The sequence below is a fragment of the Bacteroides sp. LFL-34 genome, assembly GCF_027257075.1.
Lineage (GTDB): Bacteria > Bacteroidota > Bacteroidia > Bacteroidales > Bacteroidaceae > Bacteroides > Bacteroides ovatus.
The window spans coordinates 1-26,755 of the sequence record NZ_JAPQKZ010000065.1; the positions used below are offsets into that span (position 1 = coordinate 1).

The window sequence follows — 26,755 nt, forward strand, 5'->3', positions numbered from 1 at the left end:
GCCAGAGCATTATGTAGCGGATCCCCACACTGAGTCATACTGATATTAATATGATGTTTCTTGAGCATACCTACATACAGGTTTGAGCAGTATTGCACTCCCCGGTCAGAATGGTGTATCAGATTATTCAAATCAACATTGTATCTGTTGTAAAAGTCCATAGCCATCCTCAGTGCCTTTAAAGGACCTTCCGCTTCGAGTGTTTTGCACAGGGCATATCCGACTATGGCCCGACTGCCCGCATCGGTAAGAAGGGACAGGTAAGCCCATCCCTGGCACGTGGCAACATAGGTTATGTCCGCTACAACCATTGAACCGAATGTGTCAGCTACAAATTTAGGCGTGACATTCAGCAGGTCTGGATAAATGTAATAATTATGATTGGAATTTGTTGTCTTTGGCCTCACACGTCTGACACGTTGACAAAGGCCATTGGCACGAAAAATATTATAGCATTGATCACGTCCAATGACCATCCTGACACCAAACTTGCGAAGGCAGCATGCATAGAGTTCACGCATACCAGCCTTGGGCATAAGTTTACGTAACTCATTACAATACAACACAATGCTTGATGTGAGGATGTCTATTTCCTTTTTTCTGTTGACATGCTTATAATAACCTTGTCTGGTTATGCCGAAGTAATCACAGAGGAACTGCAGACTGCCGCGCATATGACGGGCACAGTTCCCCTGTGACAAGGTGTCGATTACTTGGCATCGGAGTTTTTTCGAACCTTGATGTGATAGGTTGACTCCGCAAGATTAATCAATTCCTCACAAGCTTCATGACGAAGACTTTCCTCCTGAAGGGCACGCTGAAGTTTGCGGTTTTCGGCACGCAATGCAGCGAGTTCTTTCTCCAGTTCATTGAGAGACTCATCAGAGGCTTTTCTTAAAGAGGGTTGTTCTGTACTCATAACTTTATCATTTATATGATACTTATCAAGCCAAAGAATCAGCAAACGACGGCAAATACCCGTACGCTTGGCAAACTGATACTTCGTTTCGGAAGTCGATAAATACTCACGAATATACGACATTCGTTCAGATTCTGTGTAAGGAGTGTACTTCTTTTTTAATTCTTCCATGTGAATTTCGAATTTAAGAAGTGTCAACTTATTCAGTACACTACAAACATTTCGTTTCTCGGTGCGAAACACTTTGTCCCAAGTAATGAAATAAAGTGGAACTGCCGTCAACCGAAAATTCTCCAGTAAGTAATTATTAAACAGGGTGTGAGGGTAAAGACATCGCAAACTTATTAGAGATATCTACACCTGTTTGTTTACGGGCACTCTTGATATAGAAAAACTCCTCCGTAGGCAGGTACTGCCTGAAATGCTTCTTCCTGGTGAATCAACTTTGCATAAATCTGTGCGCAAATCAATACGCCGCCATGAGCAAATACTACTATATTTTCAGCCTCCTTTTGTTTGATTTCGTCTAAAAATGCGGCTACTCGTCTATATTGGTCGGCAAACGATTCTCCATTGGTTGCTTTTACATTCATGTAGTCGTCATACCAGCATTGGAGATTCGGGTCTTTGATTTTATTAAAATACTGCATTTCCCAATCTCCGAAATTAAGTTCCAGTATTCTTGGGTCACGGATGGTATCTCCGAATCCGCAATACTGTGCCAGACGGGTGCATCTGGATAGAGGACTGGTGTAAGCCATATCAAAGTGAATGGATTCGATTTTAGCTTTGGTTACGGCTGCTTCTATCTCAAATGTAGGACGTAAAGGAACGTCGTCTGACTGACCGTAACAAAGACCTTTAGGAACGTCGACAGAGGTATGTCTGATTAGATAAATATTCATAGGTTTACTTATTTTATATAGATAGACATCACTGCTCCCAGCCAGAAACTCATTTCGCTTAAGAGAAATAATGCACCGCAACAATCTCCGGTATATCCGTTCAGACGTCGTTTCATCATCCGGCAGATAAAGAAGAATACCAGAATGGGAAATATACATACGGGCCAGTAGCTTGGAGGAAGTAATAGGAGAGGTAGTATTCCACCCATCGCAGACATTACGATCTCTCCAAAACTCATTCTTGTATATACTGTTCCGGATTTGCTATCTTCTTCTTTCCGTGCATAGGGCAGGTAATTGATGATATTGGAAGAAATGAATTTACTCCAGGTATCTCCGCTTAGTAATAAGAAAGGAGTAACTGCTAAGGGAAGTGCGACCAGTAGATTGTAAGCAAATAAATAATAGATGATTAATCCCAAAACTCCATAGCTTCCGATATGGGAATCTTTCATGATGCGTAATGTGCTTTCTCTGTTCGTCCCACCTCCGAATCCATCGAAGAAATCGGCCAATCCATCCTCATGCAATGCTCCTGTGATAAGTAAACGTGAAGTCAGTGCCAGGATTACGGCTACTCCGTGAGGTAGAATAGTACTGGCTCCCCAGAAAATCAATGCCATCATTCCCCCGGTCAGCCAGCCACTGAAACTCCAATAATTGACAACGTGTTTGAAACACTCCTGCGGAACTTCTTTTATTTTCCAGAAAGGCAATCGTGTAAAGAATATGAGGGCGGCAAGTATCTGGTTCATTTTAGAAATATTTAGTGATGGAAGCATGAGCAAATGAATCCATTTCATTCAGCATTTTCACAGCGGAATCCACAATGGGATAGGCACAAACGGAACCGCTTCCTTCTCCAAGTCTTAATCCGAGATTGAGTAGGGGACGTGCTCCGAGATAATCCAATAATAGCTTATGTCCGCTCTCGTCTCCCTGATGACCGAATATGGCGTAGCTCATCACTTCCGGATAAAGGCGTGAAGCGGCAAGAATACAATTGGTCATTATAAATCCATCAATTAAAATAACCATTCCCAGTTCTGCAGCTTTGAGCATTGCTCCTACGGCCATTACCATTTCGTAACCTCCGAAACGGCAGAGGATTTCTTCTGCGGAATGCTCTCCCGGATATTGTTCGAGAGATCTTTTCAGAACTTCGTATTTGTGGTTTATTCCCTGGTGATTGAGTCCGCTTCCTGCACCTACACATTGATCTAATGGGATTCCGGTGAAGCAAGTCATCCATAGAGAAGAGGACGAAGTATTTCCGATTCCCATTTCACCGAAGCTAATGATATTGCAGCCTTCCTGGTGAGAAGTGTCTACACATTGGGCACCATGCTCCAGGCAAAGTTCCATCTCTTCAGGTGTCATGGCTGCTTCATGAAGGAAATTGCGTGTTCCTCTTCCGACTTTCATGTTAATGATACCTTTTTCATAAGGTAAATCATAATCGACTCCTGCGTCTACAATTTTAAGAGTGAAACCGTGCTGTCGGCACAGGAAATTGATCCCTGCTCCCCCATGAAGAAAGTTGCTGATTTGTTGCCAGGTTACTTCTTTAGGAGATGGGCTGACTTTTTCTTCTACGATGCCATGATCCGCGGCAAAGATTATATTTTGAGGATGAGTTAATCGTGGAGAAAGGGATTGTTGGATCAGTCCGATTTGCAAAGCAATTTTTTCCAGTCTTCCAAGCGATCCTTTAGGCTTGGTCAGATTATTGATTTTGTCAATCAGAGCTTCTTTGATAGCTTCATCCGGCTTTTGAATATGAAATGTTTTCATGTTTATTTTATTTTTACGGGAATACCACTTGCCATGAGATATACATCGTCGGCATGCGATGCGATGTATTGATTGGTCCAACCTTGCAAGTCTGTGAATTTACGTTGCAGTTTGTTCTCGGAAACTCCCCCCCAACCAATCTCATTAGTTACAAATATGAAAGTGGCATCCTGCTGGGTAAATTTGTCGAATTCTTTTTTGACGGCTTCCAATGAGGAGGCAACGTTAGAATCAAACTCCATAAAGAAGTTAGTGCACCAAAGAGTTACACAATCTATCACTACGACTCTGCCCGCTACATTGTGACGGCTCAATTCTTTTTCTTCTTCTATATTTATCCATTCAGGACCGCGGTTCTTTTGATGGCGTTCTACCCTTTTTCTGAATTCTTCGTCCCATATCCTGGCAGTGGCCAAGTAAACCGGTGACGTAGTAAGTTCATGCGCTTTATTTTCCGCGAACGAACTTTTACCGGATCGTTGTCCTCCTGTGATTAGTATAATCCTTTTCATTAAGTTGCTGATTGAATAATGGATGGACAAAGGTATAAAAAATAACTCCGGGATTAACCGTTTTACGTAAAAGTTATTAACTTTGTCCCGATTTGTTTTAGATCAACATAAATATCAGACTTAACTACTATTGGATATGAACGCTTGTAAGTTAGTGGGATTGCTTTTGCTGCTACTTTGGGGACATACTGCTCTGTATGCTCAACAAGTGAGAACTGTGCGAGGAAGAGTGCAGACAGTGGAAGCCGGCAGTAATGAGAAGCGGGCATTACCATCTGCCAGCATTGTTATTTTGGCGAAAAGCGATTCTGCCTTTATCAAGGGAATAACAAGTGATAAGAATGGGCGTTTCATTCTTAATTATCAACCGCAGAAGAAAAAGAAATACCTGTTGAAGGTCTCTTTTATGGGAATGCAATCTGTATACCGGGCACTGGAAGACTCTGTATCGGTGAATATCGGTACAGTGGTATTGAAAGATGATGATATTCAGATTAGTGAAGTGACGATAACGGGAAAATTGCAGGAAGTAGTGATGGAGGGAGATACTACGGTTATCAATGCTGCCGCTTTTAAAACTCGTGAAGGAGCTTATCTGGAAGATTTAGTGAAGCGTGTTCCCGGATTGGTATATAATAAGAAAGATAATTCGTTGACATACAACGGACAGCCCATCAGTGAAATCAATGTAAATGGCGAAGCTTTTTTCTCCGGAGATAAAAAGACGGCACTCGAAAATCTTCCGGCAGACTTGATTAGTAAGTTGAAAGTATATGATAAGAAATCGAAAGAAGAGGAGTTCACCGGAATTAGTTCAGGAGAAAAGAAATATGTACTCGACTTGCAGACTAAGGATGAATTGAATAAAACCTGGCTGACAAATGCAACGGTAGGATACGGGAATAACCAGAAGAAGGATTTCGAGGGGCAAGTGAATTATTTTAGTAAAGACGGAGATAATCTTTCTTTTATCGCACAGTCTACCAACAGATACCAGAATAGTACGTACAAGGATAATATCAACAATTCGGTAGGAATGAATATGACTCATAAATTCGGTAAGAAATTCTCCCTGACCGGAAGTGTGAACTATAATCTGAACCGGAACGGAAATCTTTCTTCCATTTATCAGGAACAGTATTTACCGGCAGGTAATCAATACTCTGCGTCTACTAACGAAAGTAACTCTAAGGGGCGGTCGATTAGTTCTAACTTCATAGGAAGCTGGGAAGTAGATAAACGTACACGTATACATTTTACCGGTAATTTAGGAATCTCTCCTAATAGGAATGAAAACAGTAGCCAGAATGCATCCTTTGATGCTCCTCCCGGCATAAATCATGAGAGCTTGTTTGATGACTTTGAATCTATTCCCCGGGATATAAAAGTGAATCGTAGTGAGAACCGGTCGCGTTCGGAGAATCAGTCGAACCGTTATAGCTGGATGATGAGTATTATGAGACGTCTGAATGAAAAAGGTACAACGCTGGCATTGAATATCCTGAACTCGGATTCGTGGGGAGATAATGAAAGTTTTTCGCTTTCTAAAACTACTTATTTCCGTCTTGAAGATAAATTGGGAAATGATTCGGTGCTTTTTCGTAACCAGTATTTGAAGTCGCCTCAAAAAAATAATTCATGGAGAGTCGGGATTACCTTTGCCCAGCCTATTGGTAAGAAGATGCATTTCCGGGTAGCATATAACTGGGATACTAACTATGAGCGTGATAATCGTGATACGTATGAATTATCTTCTCTGACGAAGTCGGAAGTCTTTGGTGAACTACCTCCCGACTATGAAGCAGGGTATGTGGATAGTTTGAGTAATCGGAGTCATAGTCGTACGAATGGCCATAATCTGGATGTGGGGCTTAATTACTCTGATGATACCTGGATGTTTAATGCCTCATTAGGGATGACTCCGCAAAAACGTGCCATTGAACGGAAAATGGGAAAGCTCTATGCGGACACTACCATGCATACTATCGACTTTCAGCCTATGATATGGGTGAATTGGAAAAAGAAAGAGGCCCGGATCACTTTCAATTATAGCGGTAGAACCCGGCAACCCTCCTTATCAGATTTAATGCCGCTGACGGATAACAGTAATCCGTTGTATATCACCCGGGGAAATCCGGATTTGAAACAGATGTTTTCTCATAGTGTCCGTGTGAGCTTTCAACATTCAAAAAAAGGTATATCTGCGAATATCGGCGGGCAGATGGAACAGAACAGTGTGACGCAGGTAGTGCTATATGATGCAAAAACCGGCGGACGTGAGACATCTCCTATTAATATTAACGGAAACTGGAATGTATATGGAAGTGCCAACTGGTGGAAGCGTCTGGGACATTTTTCCTTGCGGTTGGATATGAACGGTAATCATAGCAATCGTGTCAGTATGATTAATGAAGACAAGAGCCTCGAACCGAAGAAAAGTACGACACGTGATACCGGATTGGGGTGTGACGCGAATGTATCTTATCAGCCCACCTGGGGAGGTATTGATTTCTCTACTTCCTGGAATTATCAGTATTCGCTTAATTCTATCAATGATAACGATACCTATACGCGTAATTATAGTTTTCGTCTTGAGGGGTACGTTGATCTTCCTTTTGGCTTGCAATTACGGACTGACGGGGCTTATTCTTTCCGTAATGGTACGAATATCCGTAAAGGCGAAGATGACCAGATGTTGTGGAATGCAAGTGCCAGCTGGCGGTTCTTGAAAAAGAAAGAAGCGGAACTGTCTGCTTATTGGGCGGATATTCTCGGGAAGAGGAAAAGTTTCGGCCGTACGACTTCTTCTGATGGTTTTTATGAGTTCCGTAACCAGGAAATAAAAGGATATTTCATAGTCACTTTCAAATATAACTTTCGTTTGATGATGTGATTTTTAGAAAAAAGTCGTATGTTTGCTACAGAACCATAAAACAAAATGTACTATGAGCGGTAATTATGTTATCAATATCGGCCGTCAGTTAGGTAGCGGCGGAAAAGAAATAGGAGAGAAGTTGGCAGCCCGTTTGGGAATCAACTTCTACGACAAGGAACTGATTAATCTGGCTTCGGAGGAAAGTGGATTGTGTAAGGAGTTTTTTGAAAAGGCTGATGAAAAAGCCTCGCAGGGTATTATTGGCGGACTGTTCGGTATGCGTTTCCCTTTTATCAGTGAGGGAGCTATGCCATGTAACAACTGCTTGAGCAATGATGCTTTGTTCAAAGTACAGAGTGATGTGATCCGTCATCTGGCAGCAGAAAGATCTTGTGTCTTTGTAGGACGTTGCGCAGATTATATTCTGCGAGAGCATCCTCGTTGTGCTAATGTTTTTATTTCAGCCTCTAAAGAAGATCGCATAGCGCGGTTGTGTGGCATGCATCATATTGATGCGGAAGCTGCAGAAGAAATGATCGAAAAAGCGGATAAGAGACGTTCGGAATACTATAATTATTATAGCTATAAAACGTGGGGAGCAGCAGCTACTTATCATTTGTGCATCGATTCTTCTTCTTTGGGAATTGAAGAGACAGTGCGGTTCATTGAAGAATTTGTAGTAAAGAAACTGCAGCTTGTATGACAGGATAGAAAAGCAGATTGAAAAAATAAATAAAGCCGGCGTATTCCATTTGGATATAGCCGGCTTTATTGTTTATATGCTAAACTTGATTTACATCATTGCTAATAATATCATCTGTCCCGTCAGAATACGGAGGAACATTGATAACGGATAAACTGTAGAGTATCCCACTGCCGGAGCATCTCCGGAGGTTGTTTGATTGGCATAAGCCAATGCCGGTGGGTCGGTATTACTACCGGCTATCAATCCCATCAGGGTGAAGTAGTTTACCTTATAATATAATCTTGCGATGGTGCCGATGATAAATAGCGGGATAACGGTGATAAGGAAACCGGAACCTACGTATAGTAATCCGTCTCCCTCGACTACCGTTTGCACGAAATTGGCACCGGCATCTATACCGACACTGGCAAGGAAGAGAACGATACCGATTTCACGAAGCATCAGGTTGGCACTCATGGTTGTATAAGTCACTAAATGCAGCTTATGACCGAAACGGCCGATAAGAATTGCCACTACCAGCGGTCCGCCTGCCAAACCTAATTTTAAAGGAGTCGGCATACCTGGGAATGCAATCGGAAGACTACCCAGAAGGATACCTAAGAAGATACCAACGAAGATCGTAACAATGTTCGGTGTATCCAAGCGTTTTAACTGATTACCCAGTACACCGGCAACACGTTCCACTGCATCTTGCTGTCCTACCACCATAACGCGGTCACCTACCTGAAGTATCAGATTCGGATCGGCAAACAGGTCCATACCGGAACGGTTGATACGAGTGACATTGACCCCATACATACTACGGAAGTGCATAGAACCTAATGTTTTACCATTGATTTCCGGTTTGGTAACCAGAATACGACGGGAAACCATTGGGAGGTCTTGTTTTTCCCAGTCGAGCTCCACTTCTTTTCCGATAAATACTACAATTGCAGGAGCGTCTTCTTCCGAGCAGACGATAAATAACTGGTCGCCTATATTAAACACTGTTTCATGGTCGGGAATACTTACATGACCATCATGGCGAATTCGGGAGCAAACGAACTTACGGCCCAGGAAATTCTTGATTTCAATCAGCGTTTTTCCACTAATTGATTCATTGCGAACTTCCAGGCTCATCATGTGAGGTTTGTGGTGTGAATCTCCACTTTGGATTTTCAGGCTTTCTTCTTCTTTCGCCATATTGACACGGAAGATGTAACGGATGGCAATGATAGAACCAATGATACCTACCACACCGAGGGGATAAGCACATGCATAACCGAGAGCAATCTGCGGACCGGTATAATGCAACTGATTCAGAGCCTCATTGGCAGCACCAAGTCCCGGAGTATTTGTCACTGCTCCGTAAAGGATACCTACCATCATCGGCAGTTCTACCCGGCCGTTCCAGAGGTAATAAAGCCCCAGTGCGACAGCAATATTTAACACTACGATGCCTACAGCCAACAGGTTTAATGTCATTCCTCCTTTTTTGAAAGAGGAGAAGAAAGATGGCCCCACCTGAAGACCGATACAGAATACGAACAAGATCAATCCGAATTCACGGATGAAATGTAGGATGTGTGTATCGGCTGTGAAGCCGAAATGTCCCATTAGGATGCCGGCAAACAAAACAAATGTGACGCCCAAAGAAACTCCGAATATCTTTATCTTACCAAGATACACGCCGGCAGCCACTACAAATGCGTAGAGGAGCACGATGTGAGCTACGGAGCTGGGGTCCCATAATAAACTTTGTAACCAATCCATAATATAGCAGTTTTTATAATGTTTTTCTAAAAACGAGTGCAAAATTACTCATAACATTGGAGCTAATCAAATAAAAGAAGAACTAAAAATGAAGAATTTCTATGCAGATTGTATGCACTTGACGAATCGGGGCGTCCTGTGCGAATTTTCCCTAAAAAAGAGATTCGTTTTAACTTATTGGTTATATTTGCAGGTCGAACGACTGACATTTAGAAAGAGATAGATAAAAATAAAGACAATATTAATCTTGTTTTAATTTTAAATAAACTATGGCAGACAAAAAAGAAAAACTCTTCTCAGACTTTTCTCCTGCCTCCACCGAACAATGGATGGAGAAGGTTACAGCCGATTTAAAAGGTGCTGATTTTGAGAAGAAGCTCGTTTGGAAAACAAACGAAGGGTTTAAAGTGAAACCTTTTTACCGGATGGAAGATCTGGAGGATTTAAAAACTACTGATGCACTTCCTGGAGAGTTCCCTTATTTAAGAGGAACTAAAAAAGACAACAATGCATGGTTGGTTCGTCAGGAAATTAGAGTAGAATGTCCGAAAGAAGCCAATGCGAAAGCACTGGATATCCTAAATAAGGGTGTTGACTCACTTTCTTTCCATGTGAAAGCAAAAGAACTTAATGCGGAATATATTGAAACACTGTTAAGTGATATTCAGGCAGAGTGTGTTGAACTGAATTTCTCAACCTGTCAGGGGCATGTGGTTGAGTTGGCTAATCTGCTGGTAGCTTATTTCCAGAAGAAAGATTATGATGTGAAGAAACTGAAAGGTTCTATCAACTATGATTTCTTCAACAAGATGCTGACTCGTGGCAAGGAGAAAGGTGATATGGTACAAACAGCCAAATCTTTGATTGAAGCCATTCAGCCGCTTCCTTTCTATCGTGTGCTGAATGTAAACGCTTTATCATTGAATAATGCAGGCGCTTATATTTCTCAGGAACTGGGTTATGCTCTGGCTTGGGGAAATGAATATATGGGTCAATTGACTGATGCCGGTATTCCTGCTGCCATAGTAGCTAAGAAAATCAAATTTAATTTTGGTATCAGTTCCAATTATTTCCTTGAAATAGCGAAATTCCGTGCGGCACGTTTGCTTTGGGCAAATATTGTAGCTTCTTACAATCCTGAATGTGTGCGTGATTGCGAGAATAAAGGTCCTAACGGAGAATGTCGTTGCGCAGCAAAAATGGCGGTTCATGCCGAAACTTCTACTTTCAATCTTACTTTGTTTGATGCACATGTAAATCTGCTTCGTACACAGACTGAAGCCATGAGTGCTGCATTAGGAGGCGTAGACTCTATGACGGTAACTCCGTTTGATAAGACTTATGAGACTCCGGACGAGTTCTCAGAACGCCTGGCTCGTAACCAACAACTGCTGCTGAAAGAAGAATCTCATTTTGATAAAGTGATCGACCCTGCTGCCGGTTCTTATTATATCGAGAATCTGACTGTGGCTATTGCAAAACAGGCTTGGGAACTCTTCCTTGCTGTAGAAGAAACAGGTGGCTTCTATGCGGCATTGAAAGCAGGAACTGTTCAGGCTGCTGTGAATGAGAGCAACAAAGCTCGTCATAAAGCAGTTGCACAGCGTCGTGAAGTGCTGTTGGGTACCAACCAATTCCCGAACTTCAATGAAAAGGCTGGCAATAAGCAACCTGTTGAAGGTAAGTGTTGTTGCGGAGGTGACTCTCATACTTGCGAAAAAGAGGTGGATACTCTGGTGTTCGATCGTGCTGCCAGTCAGTTTGAAGCATTGCGTCTCGAAACAGAAGCATCAGGCAAACGTCCGAAAGCGTTCATGTTAACCATCGGAAATTTGGCAATGCGTCAGGCACGTGCTCAATATTCTTGTAACTTCCTGGCTTGTGCCGGTTATGAAGTAATTGATAATCTGGGATTTGAGACAGTAGAAGCAGGAGTAGAGGCAGCTATGGCTGCAAAAGCTGATATTGTTGTTATCTGTTCCAGCGATGATGAATATGCTGAATATGCAATTCCTGCTTTCAAAGCACTGAATGGTCGTGCTATGTTTATCGTTGCCGGTGCTCCGGCTTGTATGGACGACCTGAAAGCTGCAGGTATCGAAAACTTCATCCATGTTCGTGTCAATGTATTGGATACCTTGAAAGAGTTTAACGCTAAACTATTGAAGTAAGATGAGAAAAGATTTTAAAAACATCGATATATATGCCGCATTTCAGCCGACTAATGGTGCTGAATGGCAAAAGGCTAACGGTATCTCCGCTGACTGGAAAACACCGGAACACATTGAAGTGAAGCCTGTTTATACAAAAGAAGACCTCGAAGGAATGGAACACCTTGGCTATGCTGCCGGACTTCCTCCTTATCTGCGCGGTCCGTATTCAGTAATGTACACTCTTCGTCCCTGGACCATCCGCCAGTATGCCGGATTTTCTACCGCCGAAGAATCAAATGCATTTTATCGCCGTAATTTGGCTGCCGGTCAGAAAGGTTTGTCAGTGGCATTCGACTTAGCTACTCACCGCGGTTATGACCCCGATCACGAACGTGTAGTGGGTGACGTAGGTAAAGCCGGTGTATCTATCTGTTCATTGGAAAATATGAAAGTGCTGTTCGATGGTATCCCATTGAACAAGATGTCTGTGTCTATGACAATGAATGGAGCTGTACTTCCGATTATGGCATTCTATATCAATGCCGGTCTGGAACAAGGTGCTAAACTCGAAGAAATGGCCGGTACTATCCAGAATGATATTCTGAAAGAATTCATGGTGCGTAATACTTATATTTATCCGCCTGCATTCTCTATGAAGATTATTTCTGATATTTTCGAATACACTTCGCAGAAGATGCCTAAGTTCAACTCTATCTCTATCTCCGGTTATCACATGCAGGAAGCAGGCGCAACCGCGGATATCGAGTTAGCTTATACATTGGCCGATGGTTTGGAATATCTTCGTGCAGGAACGGCAGCAGGCATTGATATTGATGCATTTGCACCGCGTCTGTCTTTCTTCTGGGCGATTGGAACCAATCACTTTATGGAAATAGCCAAGATGCGTGCTGCACGTATGTTGTGGGCAAAGATTGTGAAACAATTCAATCCGAAGAACCCGAAATCACTGGCGTTGCGTACTCACTCGCAGACTTCCGGCTGGTCACTGACCGAACAGGATCCGTTCAATAACGTAGGACGTACCTGTATTGAGGCTATGGCTGCAGCTTTGGGGCATACTCAATCTTTGCATACCAATGCATTGGATGAGGCTATTGCTCTTCCAACAGATTTTTCTGCACGTATTGCACGTAATACACAGATTTACATTCAGGAAGAAACTTACATCTGCAAGAACGTTGACCCATGGGGTGGTTCTTACTATGTAGAATCTCTGACGAACGAACTGGCACACAAGGCTTGGGAGCATATTCAGGAAATTGAAAAACTGGGTGGTATGGCGAAAGCTATCGAAACAGGTATTCCAAAGATGCGTATCGAAGAAGCTGCTGCACGTACACAGGCTCGTATCGACAGTGGTCAGCAGACAATTGTCGGTGTGAACAAGTATCGTCTGGAAAAAGAAGCTCCGATTGATATTCTTGAAATTGATAATACAGCCGTTCGTCTTGAACAGATTGAAAACCTGAAACGTTTGAAAGATGGACGTAATCAGGCTGAAGTGGACAAAGCATTGGCAGCAATTACCGAATGTGTGAAGACTGGCAAGGGTAACTTGTTGGAATTGGCTGTGGAAGCAGCTCGTGTTCGCGCAACATTGGGTGAAATTTCTTATGCTTGCGAACAGATAGTAGGACGTTATAAAGCAATAATTAGAACGATATCAGGCGTGTATTCATCAGAAAGTAAAAACGATAGCGACTTCAAACGTGCTTGTGAACTGGCCGAGAAGTTCGCGAAGAAAGAGGGGCGTCAACCTCGTATCATGGTTGCAAAGATGGGACAGGACGGTCACGACCGTGGTGCTAAAGTCGTAGCAACCGGTTATGCTGACTGTGGCTTCGATGTGGATATGGGACCGTTGTTCCAGACTCCGGCGGAAGCTGCTCGCGAGGCTGTTGAAAACGACGTTCATGTAGTAGGTGTTTCTTCACTGGCTGCCGGACATAAGACATTGGTTCCGCAAATTATTGAAGAACTGAAGAAACTGGGTCGCGAAGACATTGTAGTGATTGCCGGTGGTGTTATTCCTGCACAAGATTACGATTTCTTGTATAAGGCAGGTGTAGCTGCTATCTTCGGTCCGGGTACTCCGGTAGCGAAAGCTGCTTGTCAGATTCTGGAAATCCTAATGGATGAAGAATAAGGAAAACTTTCTTATTGACAGATTGTATATGCAATAAGTGGGAAACCATGAATTAATAGAAAAAAGGGTCAGTTACTGACCCTTTTTTTGTATCCTATTATTGAAAACTTCCTTTTTGGCGTTTTATAAAAAAGTACCTCAAATTTGATTTATTGAAAAAATATTCATAATATTGTCATCACTTTGTTAACTGTTGACCCGTACCTTTGCGCATAAATTTCTAAACTATGGTAGATTTCATGGATGATAAACAATTATTGGGAGAGCTGAAAAGAGGCAATAATGCAGCTTTTGAGTTTCTGTTCAAGAGTTATTATCCTCGTTTGCGAGGGTATGCTATTCGTTTTATAGAAGATGAAGAAACGGTTCGTGATATTATTCAAGAGTGTTTCTTACGATTTTGGGAACGTCGCGAAATGTTATCTGCCTTCTCACTTACTTCTCTTCTTTTTTCTATGGTCCGCAATGGATGTCTAAATTATCTGAAGCATCGCTCGATTGTTGAAAAGTACCGGGTGGAGTACCTGGCAAAGGTGGATGGGGAAGAAAGACTCTACTATGCAGACTTTATGCAGGATGCAGAACATAAATTATTATACAAGGAATTGCAGGAGCAGATTGCCCTTGTGCTTAATCAGTTGCCGGACAGGTCGCGTGAGATTTTTTTGTTAAGCCGTTTCAGGGGATTGAAGAACAGAGAAATCGCAGAAAAACTACAAATATCTACCACAGCAGTCGAAAAGCATATAGCAAGGGCTTTGCAATATTTCTCCCGGCATTTCAGCGAACGCTATCCGGTGGATCTGTATATAGTGATATTGGCATGGCTGATGATGGAGCAGAAATAATCAATGCACTCTTCGATTATATAAAGAATAAGAAGCAGGAAAGTTTTTTTCTGCTTTTTTTGTTTCAGAGGTTGGGTAAAAGAAATATGGGTTGTTACATCTTATAGAAAGTGAATATAATGAAGCAAGAAGAAAATATCCGTGAATTGGCTATTCAGTATTTTGAAGGACGCATATCAAGAGCTGACGAAAAGAATCTGTTCGAATATATCGAACAGGTGGAAGGTGGCTATGGCAGGTTCCGTCAATGGGAGAGAGAATGGATGAATCACCGGAATACCGATTCGGAGACAGATGCCGAATGGGAAGCTTTGAAGCATAAGATGTATACGCAGGAAGCGATTGTCCCGTTATTGAAAAAGTCGAAACCTGGTATATGGAAGATAGCCCGTATCGCTGCCGTTATAGCATTGATTGTCGGTACTACGTTGGGTATTCAACAGGCTATTTACTTGTTTACGCCAAAGACTTTTTTTGTTTGCGAAGCTCCGTTGGGGGATAAGAGTAAGATACAGCTTTCGGATGGTACAGTTGTATGGCTGAATGCAGGTTCCGTATTAAGATATTCGAATCATTTTAATACAGCCGACCGGGTGGTGGAGCTGGAAGGAGAGGGGTATTTTGAGGTGACTAAACAGAATGGAAAGCAATTTACAGTAAAGACGCATGAATATGATGTGGTGGTAAAAGGTACGAAATTTAATGTATCTGCCTATTCAGACGATTCGTATATAACAACCACCTTGCTGGAAGGAGCAGTAGAGTTGAATTATAAAGAAGATCAGATACGGATGTCTCCGGGAGAATCTATTTCTTTGGATTTGGTAACAAGACAGTTGAAAGGAAAGAAAGTAAATGCACGTCAGGCAATGGCGTGGGCGGAAGACAGGATTGAATATGATGACATTACGTTAGGAGAGATGGTGAAGAAGCTTTCACGTCAGTACGATGTGCATATTCAGTTAGAGTCGGAGAAATTGGGCGATATGAAGTTCCGTGTTTCGTTGCGTAATAAAGAGACAATCGTAGATGTAATGGATGCACTGAAAGAAATCATACCTATCAAAGTAGAATATAAGGAAAAGGATATATATATAAGATAAGAACTCAATGTTTAATTGTAAAGAAATCAAGTATGAATATTACTCAAATAGGCAGATTTGGGATGCTGTTGATGATGGCATCTGTTGCAATCTCGTGTTCTGACCCTAATCCTTTGGACTCATACACTCGTGTTCCGTTCGAAAAAACGGAAACGGATGACGGAAATAGTGATGGTGACGGAGACGGTGCCGGCGGTTTGTTCGAGAAAGGAAACGGAACGGACAGCAAACCTTATATGATAATGAATGCTACGCAGATCAGAAATATGCGTAGTGTGTTGAAATCGGGAATGAAAGTTTATTTCCAGTTAGGTGCTGATATTGATATGGCAGGCATTGATGACTGGCAGTCGTTGAATGGTTCCGGTGATTTTCCTTATGAAATAGATTTTGACGGAGACAGCCATGTCATTAAGAACTTCAAATGTTCTGCCGGTGATTATCCAAGTTTCTTCGGAGTATTGTGCGGTGATTGTCGTAATGTGGGCTTTGTGAATGCTTCTGTATCATCTGCTCGGCAGGGGATTGGAATTATTACCGGTTATCTCGGACTTAAAGATAAAGGTAACGGAAATAAGACAGGAAGAATTGTGAACTGCTATACGACCGGCGAAGTAATCGGTTCTGGTGCGGCAGGTGGAATAGCCGGTGTATTGGCAAATAGCTATGATGGGCAAGAAAGTTATATAAAGAACTGTTATTCAAATGCAACGGTCAGCGATCAGGCGGCAAGTGGCGGAAAAGCAGGCGGTATTGCCGGACGGAAAGTAGGTGTCGGCGGATTTATTGAGAACTGCTATGCATACGGAGCAGTCAGTGCAACTAAAGGAGGCGTAGGCGGTATTTTGGGACAAATCGACAAAAGTTGTGACATTGCTATCAAGAACAGCGCAGCATGGAGTAACTTGACCGGAGTGGATGCTTCGTCAACCGTAGGACGCATTGTTGGGGTCTCTGCTTCATTAGGCAGTTATGAGAATTGTTACGCCTGCGAAAGTATTGTACTCAAAGTGAATGAAAAAACGATTACCGCATCAGACGAATCATCAGCCACGGGAACAACTTTTCACGGAGTGGCGAAGTCAGCGGAAGAACTGGGGAATATCATCGTAGCCTGGAATCCGAATCTTTGGAAAAAAGGAACGAACGGTTATCCGATATTCCAGTGGTCTGAATAAATAAAGCCAGTCGATACAAAAAAGCAGAAATAATCTGCTTTTTTGCTTTTATAGGGGTTGGGCAGATGAATGATGAGTTGTTTTATCTTATAGAAGCGATTCAGAGAAATACTACAATCGAATATATATATCCTTAAATATAAATCACTTTAAATTGTAACAACTTAATTGATAAAATTATGAATGACCGAAGAAACTCATTTTTTAGACTGTTTCTCCTGATTCTGTTGTGTTTGGGCGTCCAGTCACTACGGGCGCAGACAGTTACAAAGGTCTTTAAAAATGAGCCGCTGAAGGCGGTATTGAAAGAAGTTGAGCGGCAGACGAAGTACTCCATTATCTATAAAACGGACGAGGTTAATGAAAACAAGAAGATAACGGCTTCCTTTCAGCAGGCAACTGTTAATAATGTGCTTGCTACTGTTTTGGATAAGGATGTAGAGTATAAACTACAAAACCGGATGATTATCATCACAAAGAAAACAGAACGTAATACTACTGCCGTCCCATCGCAGCCTTTACATCGGGTTAAGGGGAAAGTGGTCGATGTGAACGGTGACCCGGTAATCGGTGCCAGTGTACAGGTGATGGGACAGTCTATGGGAACGATCACGAATTTGGATGGTGAATTTACATTATCTTCGGTTCCGGCCAATGCCCTAGTCGTTGTGTCCTATATTGGATTTGAGAAGAAAGAAATTAAAGTCTCCGACTTGCAGAAATCTTCGAGAGTAATACTCCGGGAGGATACGGCTACGCTGGAAGAAGTGGTGGTGGTAGGCTACGGTACTCAAAAGAAAATAAACCTGACGGGAGCTGTTGCAGTAGTAGACAGTAAAGCGATGGAAGACAGACCCGTGCCGAGAGCCTCACAGATGTTGCAAGGGACTGTGCCCAATATGAATGTAACTTTTGGGTCTGGGTATCCGGGAGCTTCGGCAACTATCAATATCCGTGGTGTGAATTCTATCAGTGGCAATGCATCGCCATTAGTGCTGATTGACGGAATAGAAGGGGATATCGACCGCTTGAATCCGAATGACATCGCTTCCATTTCCGTATTAAAAGATGCATCTTCGGCCGCTATTTACGGGGCTCGTGCTTCTTATGGTGTTATCCTCGTGACTACCAAGGAAGGCTCCGCCCGCAAGACTACCGTTTCGTATGATGGAAGATATTCATGGAGCAATCAGACGACTTCTACTGATTTTGAAACCAGGGGATATTATTCGGCAGGCATCAACGACTTGTTTTATACCAATTATAACGGAAAGCCTTATACCAACTATACGGAAGAAGACTACCGCCAGCTTTGGTTGCGCCGGAATGATAAAACGGAGAATCCCGAACGTCCCTGGGTAGTTACCGACCAACGTGACGGAAGAGATACATACGTCTATTACGGTAACTTCGACTGGTATAATTATCTTTATCGTAAAAACAGACCGATGTGGGAGCACAATATCAGTGTCAGTGGGGGAAATGAAAAGTTGAACTATTATTTATCAGGAAATACAGTTGACCAAACGGGTATCTTCAGACAGAATCCTGATAAATACAAGGTGTATAATTTCAGAAGTAAAATCTCGGCAAAGATCACTCCACGACTGACAATCAGCAATAACACGAAGTACCATTATAATAGTTACTCTTATCCGGGATTATCGGGTATTAATAACAACTTCAATACTGCGGTGAATCATGCACTGGCGAGCTTTGTACCCATTAATCCGGATGGCAGTGCGGTGTATCTGACTTCGTTGAGCAATTCTGCTGTTTTGGATGGCATGGGAGCTATCCTTGCTTATGGAAAACATAAGAATGAAGACCAGCGATATGAGTTTTCCACGACTTTCGAAGCAAGTTTCAATGTAATGAAGAACCTGAATGTCCGTGCAAACTACAGCTACCTGCACTATAACTATCAGACCATGAACAGAACAGTAAATGTACCATATTCCAAATATCCGGGTGAGATATCCTATCTGACTACCGGAAGCGGTGTGAATCAGTTGAAGGAAACACAGACCAATCATTGGTATCAGGCTTTCAATGTTTATGGTGATTATATGCTGGATATTGCCGACCATCAGATAAAAATCATGGCAGGTTACAATTATGAAACCAAGCGTCTGAAAGATATCAAAGTCTCCCGCCAGGGTTTGCTCTCCGATGACTTGAATGACTTAAATCTGGCAGTCGGAGATGCGATGACTATGTCCGGCGGACAGAATGAATATGCGCTTTTGGGAGCATTTTATCGTCTTAATTACTCCTATAAAGGAGGTCGTTACCTATTTGAGACAAGCGGACGTTATGACGGAAGTTCACGTTTCAGAAGCGGACACCGTTTCGGTTTCTTCCCCTCGGCTTCCGTAGGATGGAGAATCAGTGAAGAACCGTTTTTCGGGAATTTAAAGAAGAATATTGATAATGTGAAATTGCGTCTCTCATACGGTTCGTTAGGAAATCAGCAGGTAGGATATTACGATTATATCCAAACCATTAATACCAACGGTACAATGAATTATATCTTTGGCGATCAGAAGAAAGGCTCTTATGCAAGTGTCTCCGACCCGAATTCCGCCGACCTGACCTGGGAAACCGTTTCGACTTGGAACGTAGGACTGGATCTCGGATTCCTGAACAACCGCCTGAACCTGACTGCCGATGCCTATGTTCGTGATACTAAAGGTATGCAAACTTCCGGCAAAAAGCTTCCCGGTGCTTATGGAGCCAACGAGCCCAAGCAAAATGCAGCCAACTTGCGTACCAAAGGCTGGGAATTGATGCTGACTTGGAATGATGCTTTCAAACTGGCAAACAAACCTTTCCGTTATAACCTGTCCGTAGGCTTGGCAGATAATACATCGGAAATAACCAAATTCGATAATCCTTCCAAGATATTGAGTGATTATTATGTAGGTCAGAAATTGGGAGATATCTGGGGATATGTAGTAGACGGACTTTTCAGGACAGACGAAGAAGCGGCAAACTATAACGTCGACCAAACAGCAGTCAACTTCGTTATCAATACAGCGCAGGTGAATCCGGGACTTCACGCCGGTGATATGAAATTTGTTGATTTGGACGGCGACCATACAATATCTTCCGGCTCGAACACGGCAGATGATCCGGGCGACCGCAAAATAATCGGAAACTCATTGCCGCGCTATACATACAGTATTCAAGGTGGTTTCGACTGGTATGGATTCGACTTCTCCATCTATCTTCAGGGAGTAGGACATCAAGACTGGTATCCGGGTACTAATTCTGTATTCTTTTGGGGACCATACGCTCGTCCGTATTCATCGTTCATTCCACGCGATTTCTTGAGCCAGGTATGGAGCCCGGAAAATCCCGATGCTTATTTCCCACGTCCGATAGGGTATCTTGCCCTCGGCAATAACCGTTCTTTGGGAGTGGTGAACGACCGTTATTTGCAGAATCTGGCTTATTGCAGAGTGAAGAATATCACAGTAGGCTATACGATTCCCGCCGTATGGACGAAGAAGGTAAAGATAGAACGCCTGCATATCTATTTCAGTGGTGAGAATCTGTTTACCTTCTCTCCGCTAAAGAGCGACTACATTGATCCGGAACAAGCATCGGCAGAAAATTCCATCCAATCGGCAAATGGTAACGCAAAGTTGTATCCCTGGTCAAAGACCTATTCTTTTGGAGTGAACGTAACTTTTTAAACTAACTAATATTTGAATTATGAAACCTGTTTATATAGTATCTTGGTTGTTCGCGTTGGCGATATCTTTCGTGTCTTGCGACGATTGGTTGGATAAGACACCCAAAGACCGCCTGTATCCGGATGTATATTTCAAGACTGAAGATGAGTTGCGATTATTTACGAATCAGTTTTATAACAATCTGGTTCCGTCCGCTGTCGATATTTATTCCGAGTCGTCCGATTTGATTGTCAAGTCCGACTTGATGCTCGAAATGTCCGGACAGCGCATCATACCCGATGAAGGAAACGGTTGGAATTTTACGGCACTTCGCGATATTAATTTCTATCTGCAGTATTCCCATAACTGCACGGAAGTGAATGCCCGTAACCGTTACGATGGTGTTGCCCGTTTTTTCAGAGCTTATTTCTACTTTGAGAAGGTGAAGAGATATGGCGATATTCCCTGGTATGACAAAGCACTCGACTCGGATGATCCCGAATTGTATAAAGCCCGGGACTCACGTGAATTTGTCATGCAGAAAATGCTGGAGGACCTGGATTTTGCGATAGCCAATCTTCCGAAAACGAAGAATGCGTATGTACTGACCCGGTGGACGGCATTGGCACTGAAATCCCGTGTCTGCCTGTTTGAGGGTACTTTCCGCAAATATCATGGACTGGAGGATTGTGAAAAATACCTGAATGCTTGTGTCTCGGCTTCTGAAACCTTTATGAACGAAAGCGGATATACACTCTATAAATCGGGCAGCACACCTTACAGGGATTTATTCGCTTCCATAAATCTACAAGCGGATGAAGTGATTTTCGGGCGTGACTATGAAGCTTCTCTTTCTGTGCTTCATAATGTGCAGAATTATGAGAACTCCACCACAATGGGACGTCCGGGAATGAACAAGAAGATTGTGAATTCTTATCTGATGGCGGACGGAAGCCGTTTCACGGATAAAGCCGGTTATGAAACGATGACATTCGATCAGGAATGTCAGAATCGGGATCCACGACTGGCACAAACCATTCGTACCCCTGGATATACGAGAATCGGAAGTACAAAGAAAGAAGCCCCGAACCTGGCTTATACTATGACCGGATATCACCTGATAAAATATTCGATGACGGCTAACTACGATGAATATAATAAATCGTGCAACGATATTCCCCTGTTCCGCACGGCAGAGGTGTATCTGAATTTTGCAGAAGCAAAAGCCGAACTAGGCACTTTGAAGCAAGCCGACATCAATAAATCTATTAAATTACTTAGAGACAGGGTAGGAATGACTAATCTGGATATGGAACTGGCAAATTCAAAACCCGACCCGTATTTGATGAGTGCCGCCACAGGTTATCCGAATGTGAAAGGAGCCAATCAGGGAGTAATCCTTGAAATCCGTCGCGAACGAACCATCGAACTGGCAATGGAGGGTTTCCGTTATTACGACATCATGCGTTGGAAAGAAGGTAAACTATTTGAGAACGATCTGCTGGGAATCTATGTTCCCGGGCCCGGAACTTACGATTTAGATAAAGACGGTACGGATGATGTCTGTTTCTACGTAGGAACAAAACCTGCCGGAAATGTACCTTTATATTTAGAGATCGGCGAGCAGATTCGCTTGTCGAATGGCGAAAGTGGTTATATCATCTGTCATAGTCTGATTACCAAGAAATGGAATGAAGACAGAGATTATTTGTACCCTGTTCCTATCAGCGAACGTACTTTGTCCAATGGTGTGATAACACAGAATCCCGGTTGGAATGACGGATTGAACTTTAATTAATTAGATTCAGAAATATAAATTCTTATGAAAAATATGATTTCTTATATATGTCTTTTGGCAACCGTGTTTGCCAACTTGTCCTGTGCCGACGACATGGACAACTCTAAATTCGATAATATGATACCTTACGGTAAACAGGAAGTTTCCTATACTTATCCGAAAGGGGAGGGGAACCTTAGAGTGTTGACCTTTAATATAAGGCATTGTGCCGGTAACGATGACGTGATTAATTATGACAGGACAGCCGCTGTTATCAACGGAATGGAACCCGATGTCGTTTGCCTGCAGGAAGTGGACTACATGACTACCCGCAGTAATAAAGTCGACCAACTGAAAACCTTGGCGGATAAAACAGGCATGAATTACTATTTTAGTAAGTCAATCGCTTACCAGGGTGGTGAATACGGTAATGGCCTTTTGTTCAAAGGGACGCCGATCAGCACGAAGACTTATCCCCTTCCCGGTGCCGAACTCCGTTCTGCTGCCATAGCCGAATTTGAGAACTATGTAGTTATCTCCACCCACTTGGCTTTGGAAGAGAATAATAGAGTTGAATCTGCAAAACAGCTCACAGACCTTGCCAAAACATATAATAAAGTGGTTTATATGGCTGGTGACTTTAACGAGGACTTGATGAATGGCACATTCTTTACGGAACTGAAGAAAGAATGGGAGGTTGTCAGTTCTACAGAAAACACTTTTCCTACCGGACAGGCTACCAAACGGATTGATTTTGTCGTTACTTTGAAAACTCCACCTACCACTGTGGTAAAATCGAATGTAATATACAACCTGGATGGTGTCAACGTAGCAATAACTTCCGACCATTATCCACTTTATTGTGATTTTAAGAAGCCGACCGGACTTGAAGAATATCCGAAGGCAGAAGGTGACCTGCGCATAGGTAACTATTTCCTGACCTATTGTAAAGGTACAGATGGCGTGATTGATTACGACCGGACAGGACGTATTATCGCCAAAATGAATGCGGATATTGTCTGCTTGCAGGGACTGGATAAGGAGACGGAACGTTCGGAAGGTATCGACCAGTTGAACGTACTGGCACAGAAAGCAAATATGTATGATTACTTTGCTAAAGCCATTGATTATAAAGGCGGTGAATTCGGTGTTGGTATACTGACAAAAGAAGAACCTGTAAGTGTAGACAGATACCAAATGGCGGGAAAGAGCGAGATGCGTGCAGCCATGGTAGTGGAATATGAAAAGTTTGTAGTAGCCAGTACCAACTTCGATACGGATATGGCAAAGCGTATAGAGGCCCTTCAAACGTTAGAAACGAAACTGTCTGCCTATAATAAACCTGCATTCTTGTTAGGATACTTCAATGAGGGCGACTTGGAAAGCGAATTTTTCCAAATGGTGAAGAGTAACTGGAATCTTCTTAGTGCCGATAAGTCTACCGAAGTCAGTGGTAAGAAACGTCGCCTTGACTTTATCGTGTCTTTGAAGAGTCACAACGTAAATGTGACACAGGTTGATGTGATAGAAAGTCTGTCGGGAGTAGATGTGACCGTTGCTTCTACACATTATCCTCTTTTTTGTGATTTCTCCGGTTTAAAATAGAAACGTTATAGAGAGGCTGCACAGAGCTATGCACATATCGTGTGTAGAACTGTGCAGCTTCATTATATAGCTTATCAAACATCAAATGGAGTGGTATAAAAAAGGAGAAAGCGGTACATCTTGAAAACTATTCAGTTGAAGTTATCATTCTTTCTCCGATCTATGCCTTTATGGACTTTTTTCTCTCTTCATGCGGTCAATGAGAAATAATCGTGTAACTTTGTAAGCTGTTAGTGTAAAAACAAGAAGAGAAAAAATGATAGTTTGCATAGCCGAAAAGCCATCAGTAGCACGCGATATAGCCGAAGTACTCGGCGCTCATACCAGAAAAGAAGGATATATAGAAGGAAACGGATACCAGGTGACCTGGACATTCGGGCATCTTTGTACCCTGAAAGAGCCGCATGAATACACGCCTAACTGGAAATCATGGAATTTAGGTAGCCTGCCAATGATTCCTCCACGTTTCGGCATCAAGTTGATAGAGAATCCTACCTACGAAAAACAATTCCACATTATCGAGGGACTGATGCAGAACGCAGATGAAATCATCAACTGCGGTGATGCCGGGCAAGAGGGAGAATTGATTCAGCGTTGGGTGATGCAGAAAGCAGGTGCACGCTGTCCGGTGAAACGTCTGTGGATTTCTTCATTGACAGAAGAAGCTATCCGGGAAGGGTTTGCGAAGCTGAAAGATCAGACAGATTTTCAGTCACTCTATGAAGCCGGACTTTCTCGTGCGATGGGTGACTGGCTATTAGGGATGAACGCCACCCGTCTTTACACCATTAAATACGGTCAAAATAAACAGGTACTCTCTATCGGTCGTGTACAGACACCGACTCTGGCACTGATTGTCAACCGTCAGTTGGAAATAGCTAATTTCGAACCCAAGCAATACTGGGAACTGAAAACCAACTATCGGGATACCACTTTTTCCGCACTTATCCGCAAAAGTGATGAAGAAATTGCTGCGGAAGAAGAAAAGAACGGTGGAAAAAAGAAAATAGATAATCCGGGTATCGACCCTATTGCTAACCGGGAAGAAGGCGAGGCATTGGTAGAACGCATAAAGGATCTTCCGTTTGTAGTCACTAGTGTTGGCAAGAAAGATGGGAGAGAGTTTGCCCCACGTTTGTTCGACTTGACTTCTCTTCAGGTAGAATGTAATAAGAAATTCGCTTATTCGGCTGATGAAACGCTGAAACTGATTCAGTCTCTTTATGAGAAGAAGGTAGCTACCTATCCGCGTGTTGATACTACTTTCTTGAGTGATGATATTTACCCGAAATGTCCCGCTATCCTGAAAGGACTCCGTGATTACGAAGTCTTGACGGCTCCGTTAGCCGGCACTACACTTCCTAAATCGAAAAAGGTATTTGACAACTCGAAGGTGACGGATCACCACGCCATTATCCCCACCGGAGTCTATGCTCAAAACCTGACGGATATGGAACGTCGTGTCTATGACTTGATAGCCCGTCGTTTTATAGCCGTATTCTATCCGGACTGTAAGATTTCTACTACTACCGTCATGGGCGAAGTGGATAAGATAGAATTCCGGGTAACCGGAAAACAAATCCTGGAACCGGGATGGCGTGTCGTGTTTGCAAAGGACGTAAAAGATCCTACTGAAGAAAAAGAGGAAGAGGATGAAAATGTACTCCCTACCTTTGTGAAGGGTGAAAGTGGTCCTCACATTCCCGACTTGAACGAGAAATGGACACAGCCGCCCAGACCTTATACCGAAGCAACACTGCTCCGTGCAATGGAAACAGCCGGAAAACTGGTGGATAATGATGAACTTCGTGATGCCTTGAAGGAGAATGGTATCGGCCGGCCGTCTACCCGTGCTGCCATCATTGAAACACTGTTCAAACGAAATTATATCCGTAAGGAGAGAAAGAACCTGATTGCCACCCCGACAGGAGTGGAGTTGGTGCAGCTCATTCACGAAGAATTATTGAAATCGGCGGAACTGACAGGTATTTGGGAAAAGAAGCTTCGCGAAATTGAAAAGAAGACATACGATGCCCGCCAGTTTCTCGAAGAACTGAAACAGATGGTTTCGGAAATAGTGATGAGTGTACTTTCTGATAATACAAACCGACGCATTACTATTCAGGATGCAGTAGCTGCAAAAGCCGAAGAGAAAGCAAAGAAAGAGCCTAAAAAGCGTGAACGAAAACCAAGTACACCGAAAGAAAAGAAACCAAAAACAGAAAAAGCGGCAAGTGAAGTGAGTTCTAATTCGGCACCTTCTCCGGCTCCGGTTACTACTCCTGCTTCAATTCCTTCTGCTACAGGTGATGTAGATACGTTTGTAGGTCAGCCATGTCCGCTTTGTGGTAAGGGAATTATTATTAAAGGAAAAACCGCTTACGGATGTTCGGAATGGAGAAATGGATGTACTTTCCGGAAAAATTTCTAATAGAAAAGGGATAAGATAATTGGAAGTAAAAAGTCCGTCATATCACGAAGAGAGTGAGAGATGGAGGTGCTGCAATTAGCAGGTTAGATTTAATCTGCATGATATGAATGCGGTCTCTTTATTATGCTGTACTGAGATAAATTAAGTGCGTTTGCATTCCAGGCAAATTTCCTATCTTACTATTGCTTTTTACTGATTTATTTTGTATCTTTAGTGATTTTCATCCTTTCACAGGGCAGACGCATTAAAAATTATTTTCCTGTAAAAGTTGTGACAAATATTTTTCATCCCATCCCGCTTTTAGTCTTTTCAGATTCATGCTTCCTTTTGTTGTTTTCTCATTCTTTAGT

Annotated in this window: 18 protein-coding genes; 11 read left to right on the top strand and 7 right to left on the bottom strand. The window is 42.7% G+C overall.

The window, feature by feature from the left end; all coding sequences use genetic code 11:
• The 6 genes from N5O98_RS24840 to cobU form a co-directional block, all read right to left on the bottom strand.
• On the bottom strand, positions 1-674 hold a 674-nt coding region (locus N5O98_RS24840; protein ID WP_269496135.1), incomplete at its 3' end, for a DDE-type integrase/transposase/recombinase.
• A 35-nt stretch (positions 675-709) separates the two neighbouring features.
• Entirely contained in the window at positions 710-1,090 is a 381-nt protein-coding gene (locus N5O98_RS24845) for a hypothetical protein (protein WP_004308251.1), read from the bottom strand.
• Positions 1,091-1,287: 197 nt separating this feature from the next.
• Positions 1,288-1,824, bottom strand: coding sequence for an alpha-ribazole phosphatase (cobC, locus tag N5O98_RS24850; protein WP_022199122.1), 537 nt, complete (start codon positions 1,822-1,824; stop codon positions 1,288-1,290).
• Positions 1,825-1,832: 8 nt separating this feature from the next.
• Positions 1,833-2,579: an adenosylcobinamide-GDP ribazoletransferase gene (locus tag N5O98_RS24855; protein WP_004321880.1), complete on the bottom strand. Its 747-nt coding sequence runs from the start codon at positions 2,577-2,579 to the stop codon at positions 1,833-1,835.
• A 1-nt stretch (position 2,580) separates the two neighbouring features.
• Positions 2,581-3,618 carry a nicotinate-nucleotide--dimethylbenzimidazole phosphoribosyltransferase gene (cobT, locus tag N5O98_RS24860; protein ID WP_004312395.1) on the bottom strand — a complete coding sequence of 346 codons (1,038 nt, stop codon included), beginning with the start codon at positions 3,616-3,618 and terminating at the stop codon, positions 2,581-2,583.
• A gap of 2 nt (positions 3,619-3,620) precedes the next feature.
• Complete coding sequence (gene cobU, locus N5O98_RS24865) at positions 3,621-4,130, bottom strand: bifunctional adenosylcobinamide kinase/adenosylcobinamide-phosphate guanylyltransferase (RefSeq protein ID WP_004312396.1); 510 nt, start codon at positions 4,128-4,130, stop codon at positions 3,621-3,623.
• Between the two features lie 136 nt (positions 4,131-4,266).
• On the opposite strand from cobU, the gene N5O98_RS24870 reads away from it, so the two are divergent.
• Positions 4,267-7,023: an outer membrane beta-barrel protein gene (locus N5O98_RS24870; RefSeq protein ID WP_022199123.1), complete on the top strand. Its 2,757-nt coding sequence runs from the start codon at positions 4,267-4,269 to the stop codon at positions 7,021-7,023.
• 52 nt (positions 7,024-7,075) lie between these two features.
• The gene (locus N5O98_RS24875; RefSeq protein WP_004299434.1) at positions 7,076-7,708 is read left to right on the top strand and encodes a cytidylate kinase-like family protein; all 633 of its coding nucleotides are present in this window, start codon (positions 7,076-7,078) and stop codon (positions 7,706-7,708) included.
• Between the two features lie 90 nt (positions 7,709-7,798).
• Here N5O98_RS24875 and N5O98_RS24880 read toward each other — a convergent pair whose 3' ends face one another.
• Positions 7,799-9,463: a putative transporter gene (locus N5O98_RS24880; RefSeq protein ID WP_004312398.1), complete on the bottom strand. Its 1,665-nt coding sequence runs from the start codon at positions 9,461-9,463 to the stop codon at positions 7,799-7,801.
• Positions 9,464-9,732: 269 nt separating this feature from the next.
• On the opposite strand from N5O98_RS24880, the gene mutA reads away from it, so the two are divergent.
• The 9 genes from mutA to N5O98_RS24925 all read left to right on the top strand — a co-directional run bounded on the left by mutA (position 9,733) and on the right by N5O98_RS24925 (position 26,405).
• Positions 9,733-11,634: a methylmalonyl-CoA mutase small subunit gene (mutA, locus tag N5O98_RS24885; protein WP_022199124.1), complete on the top strand. Its 1,902-nt coding sequence runs from the start codon at positions 9,733-9,735 to the stop codon at positions 11,632-11,634.
• A 1-nt stretch (position 11,635) separates the two neighbouring features.
• Positions 11,636-13,783 (top strand): methylmalonyl-CoA mutase, encoded by a 2,148-nt coding sequence (gene scpA / locus N5O98_RS24890; protein ID WP_004299440.1) that lies wholly within the window; start codon positions 11,636-11,638, stop codon positions 13,781-13,783.
• Positions 13,784-14,010: 227 nt separating this feature from the next.
• The gene (locus tag N5O98_RS24895) at positions 14,011-14,631 is read left to right on the top strand and encodes an RNA polymerase sigma-70 factor (protein WP_004312400.1); all 621 of its coding nucleotides are present in this window, start codon (positions 14,011-14,013) and stop codon (positions 14,629-14,631) included.
• 119 nt (positions 14,632-14,750) lie between these two features.
• A complete protein-coding gene (locus N5O98_RS24900) occupies positions 14,751-15,734 on the top strand; it encodes a FecR family protein (RefSeq protein WP_004299446.1) in 984 nt (327 codons plus the stop codon).
• A gap of 32 nt (positions 15,735-15,766) precedes the next feature.
• Positions 15,767-16,912: a hypothetical protein gene (locus tag N5O98_RS24905; protein WP_022199125.1), complete on the top strand. Its 1,146-nt coding sequence runs from the start codon at positions 15,767-15,769 to the stop codon at positions 16,910-16,912.
• 179 nt (positions 16,913-17,091) lie between these two features.
• Positions 17,092-20,613 carry a SusC/RagA family TonB-linked outer membrane protein gene (locus N5O98_RS24910; protein ID WP_022199126.1) on the top strand — a complete coding sequence of 1,174 codons (3,522 nt, stop codon included), beginning with the start codon at positions 17,092-17,094 and terminating at the stop codon, positions 20,611-20,613.
• A gap of 19 nt (positions 20,614-20,632) precedes the next feature.
• Positions 20,633-22,390 carry a RagB/SusD family nutrient uptake outer membrane protein gene (locus tag N5O98_RS24915; RefSeq protein WP_022199127.1) on the top strand — a complete coding sequence of 586 codons (1,758 nt, stop codon included), beginning with the start codon at positions 20,633-20,635 and terminating at the stop codon, positions 22,388-22,390.
• Positions 22,391-22,414: 24 nt separating this feature from the next.
• Positions 22,415-23,974 (top strand): endonuclease/exonuclease/phosphatase family protein, encoded by a 1,560-nt coding sequence (locus N5O98_RS24920; protein ID WP_118161565.1) that lies wholly within the window; start codon positions 22,415-22,417, stop codon positions 23,972-23,974.
• A gap of 256 nt (positions 23,975-24,230) precedes the next feature.
• A complete protein-coding gene (locus N5O98_RS24925; RefSeq protein WP_022199129.1) occupies positions 24,231-26,405 on the top strand; it encodes a DNA topoisomerase 3 in 2,175 nt (724 codons plus the stop codon).
• The last annotated feature ends 350 nt before the right edge of the window (positions 26,406-26,755 follow it).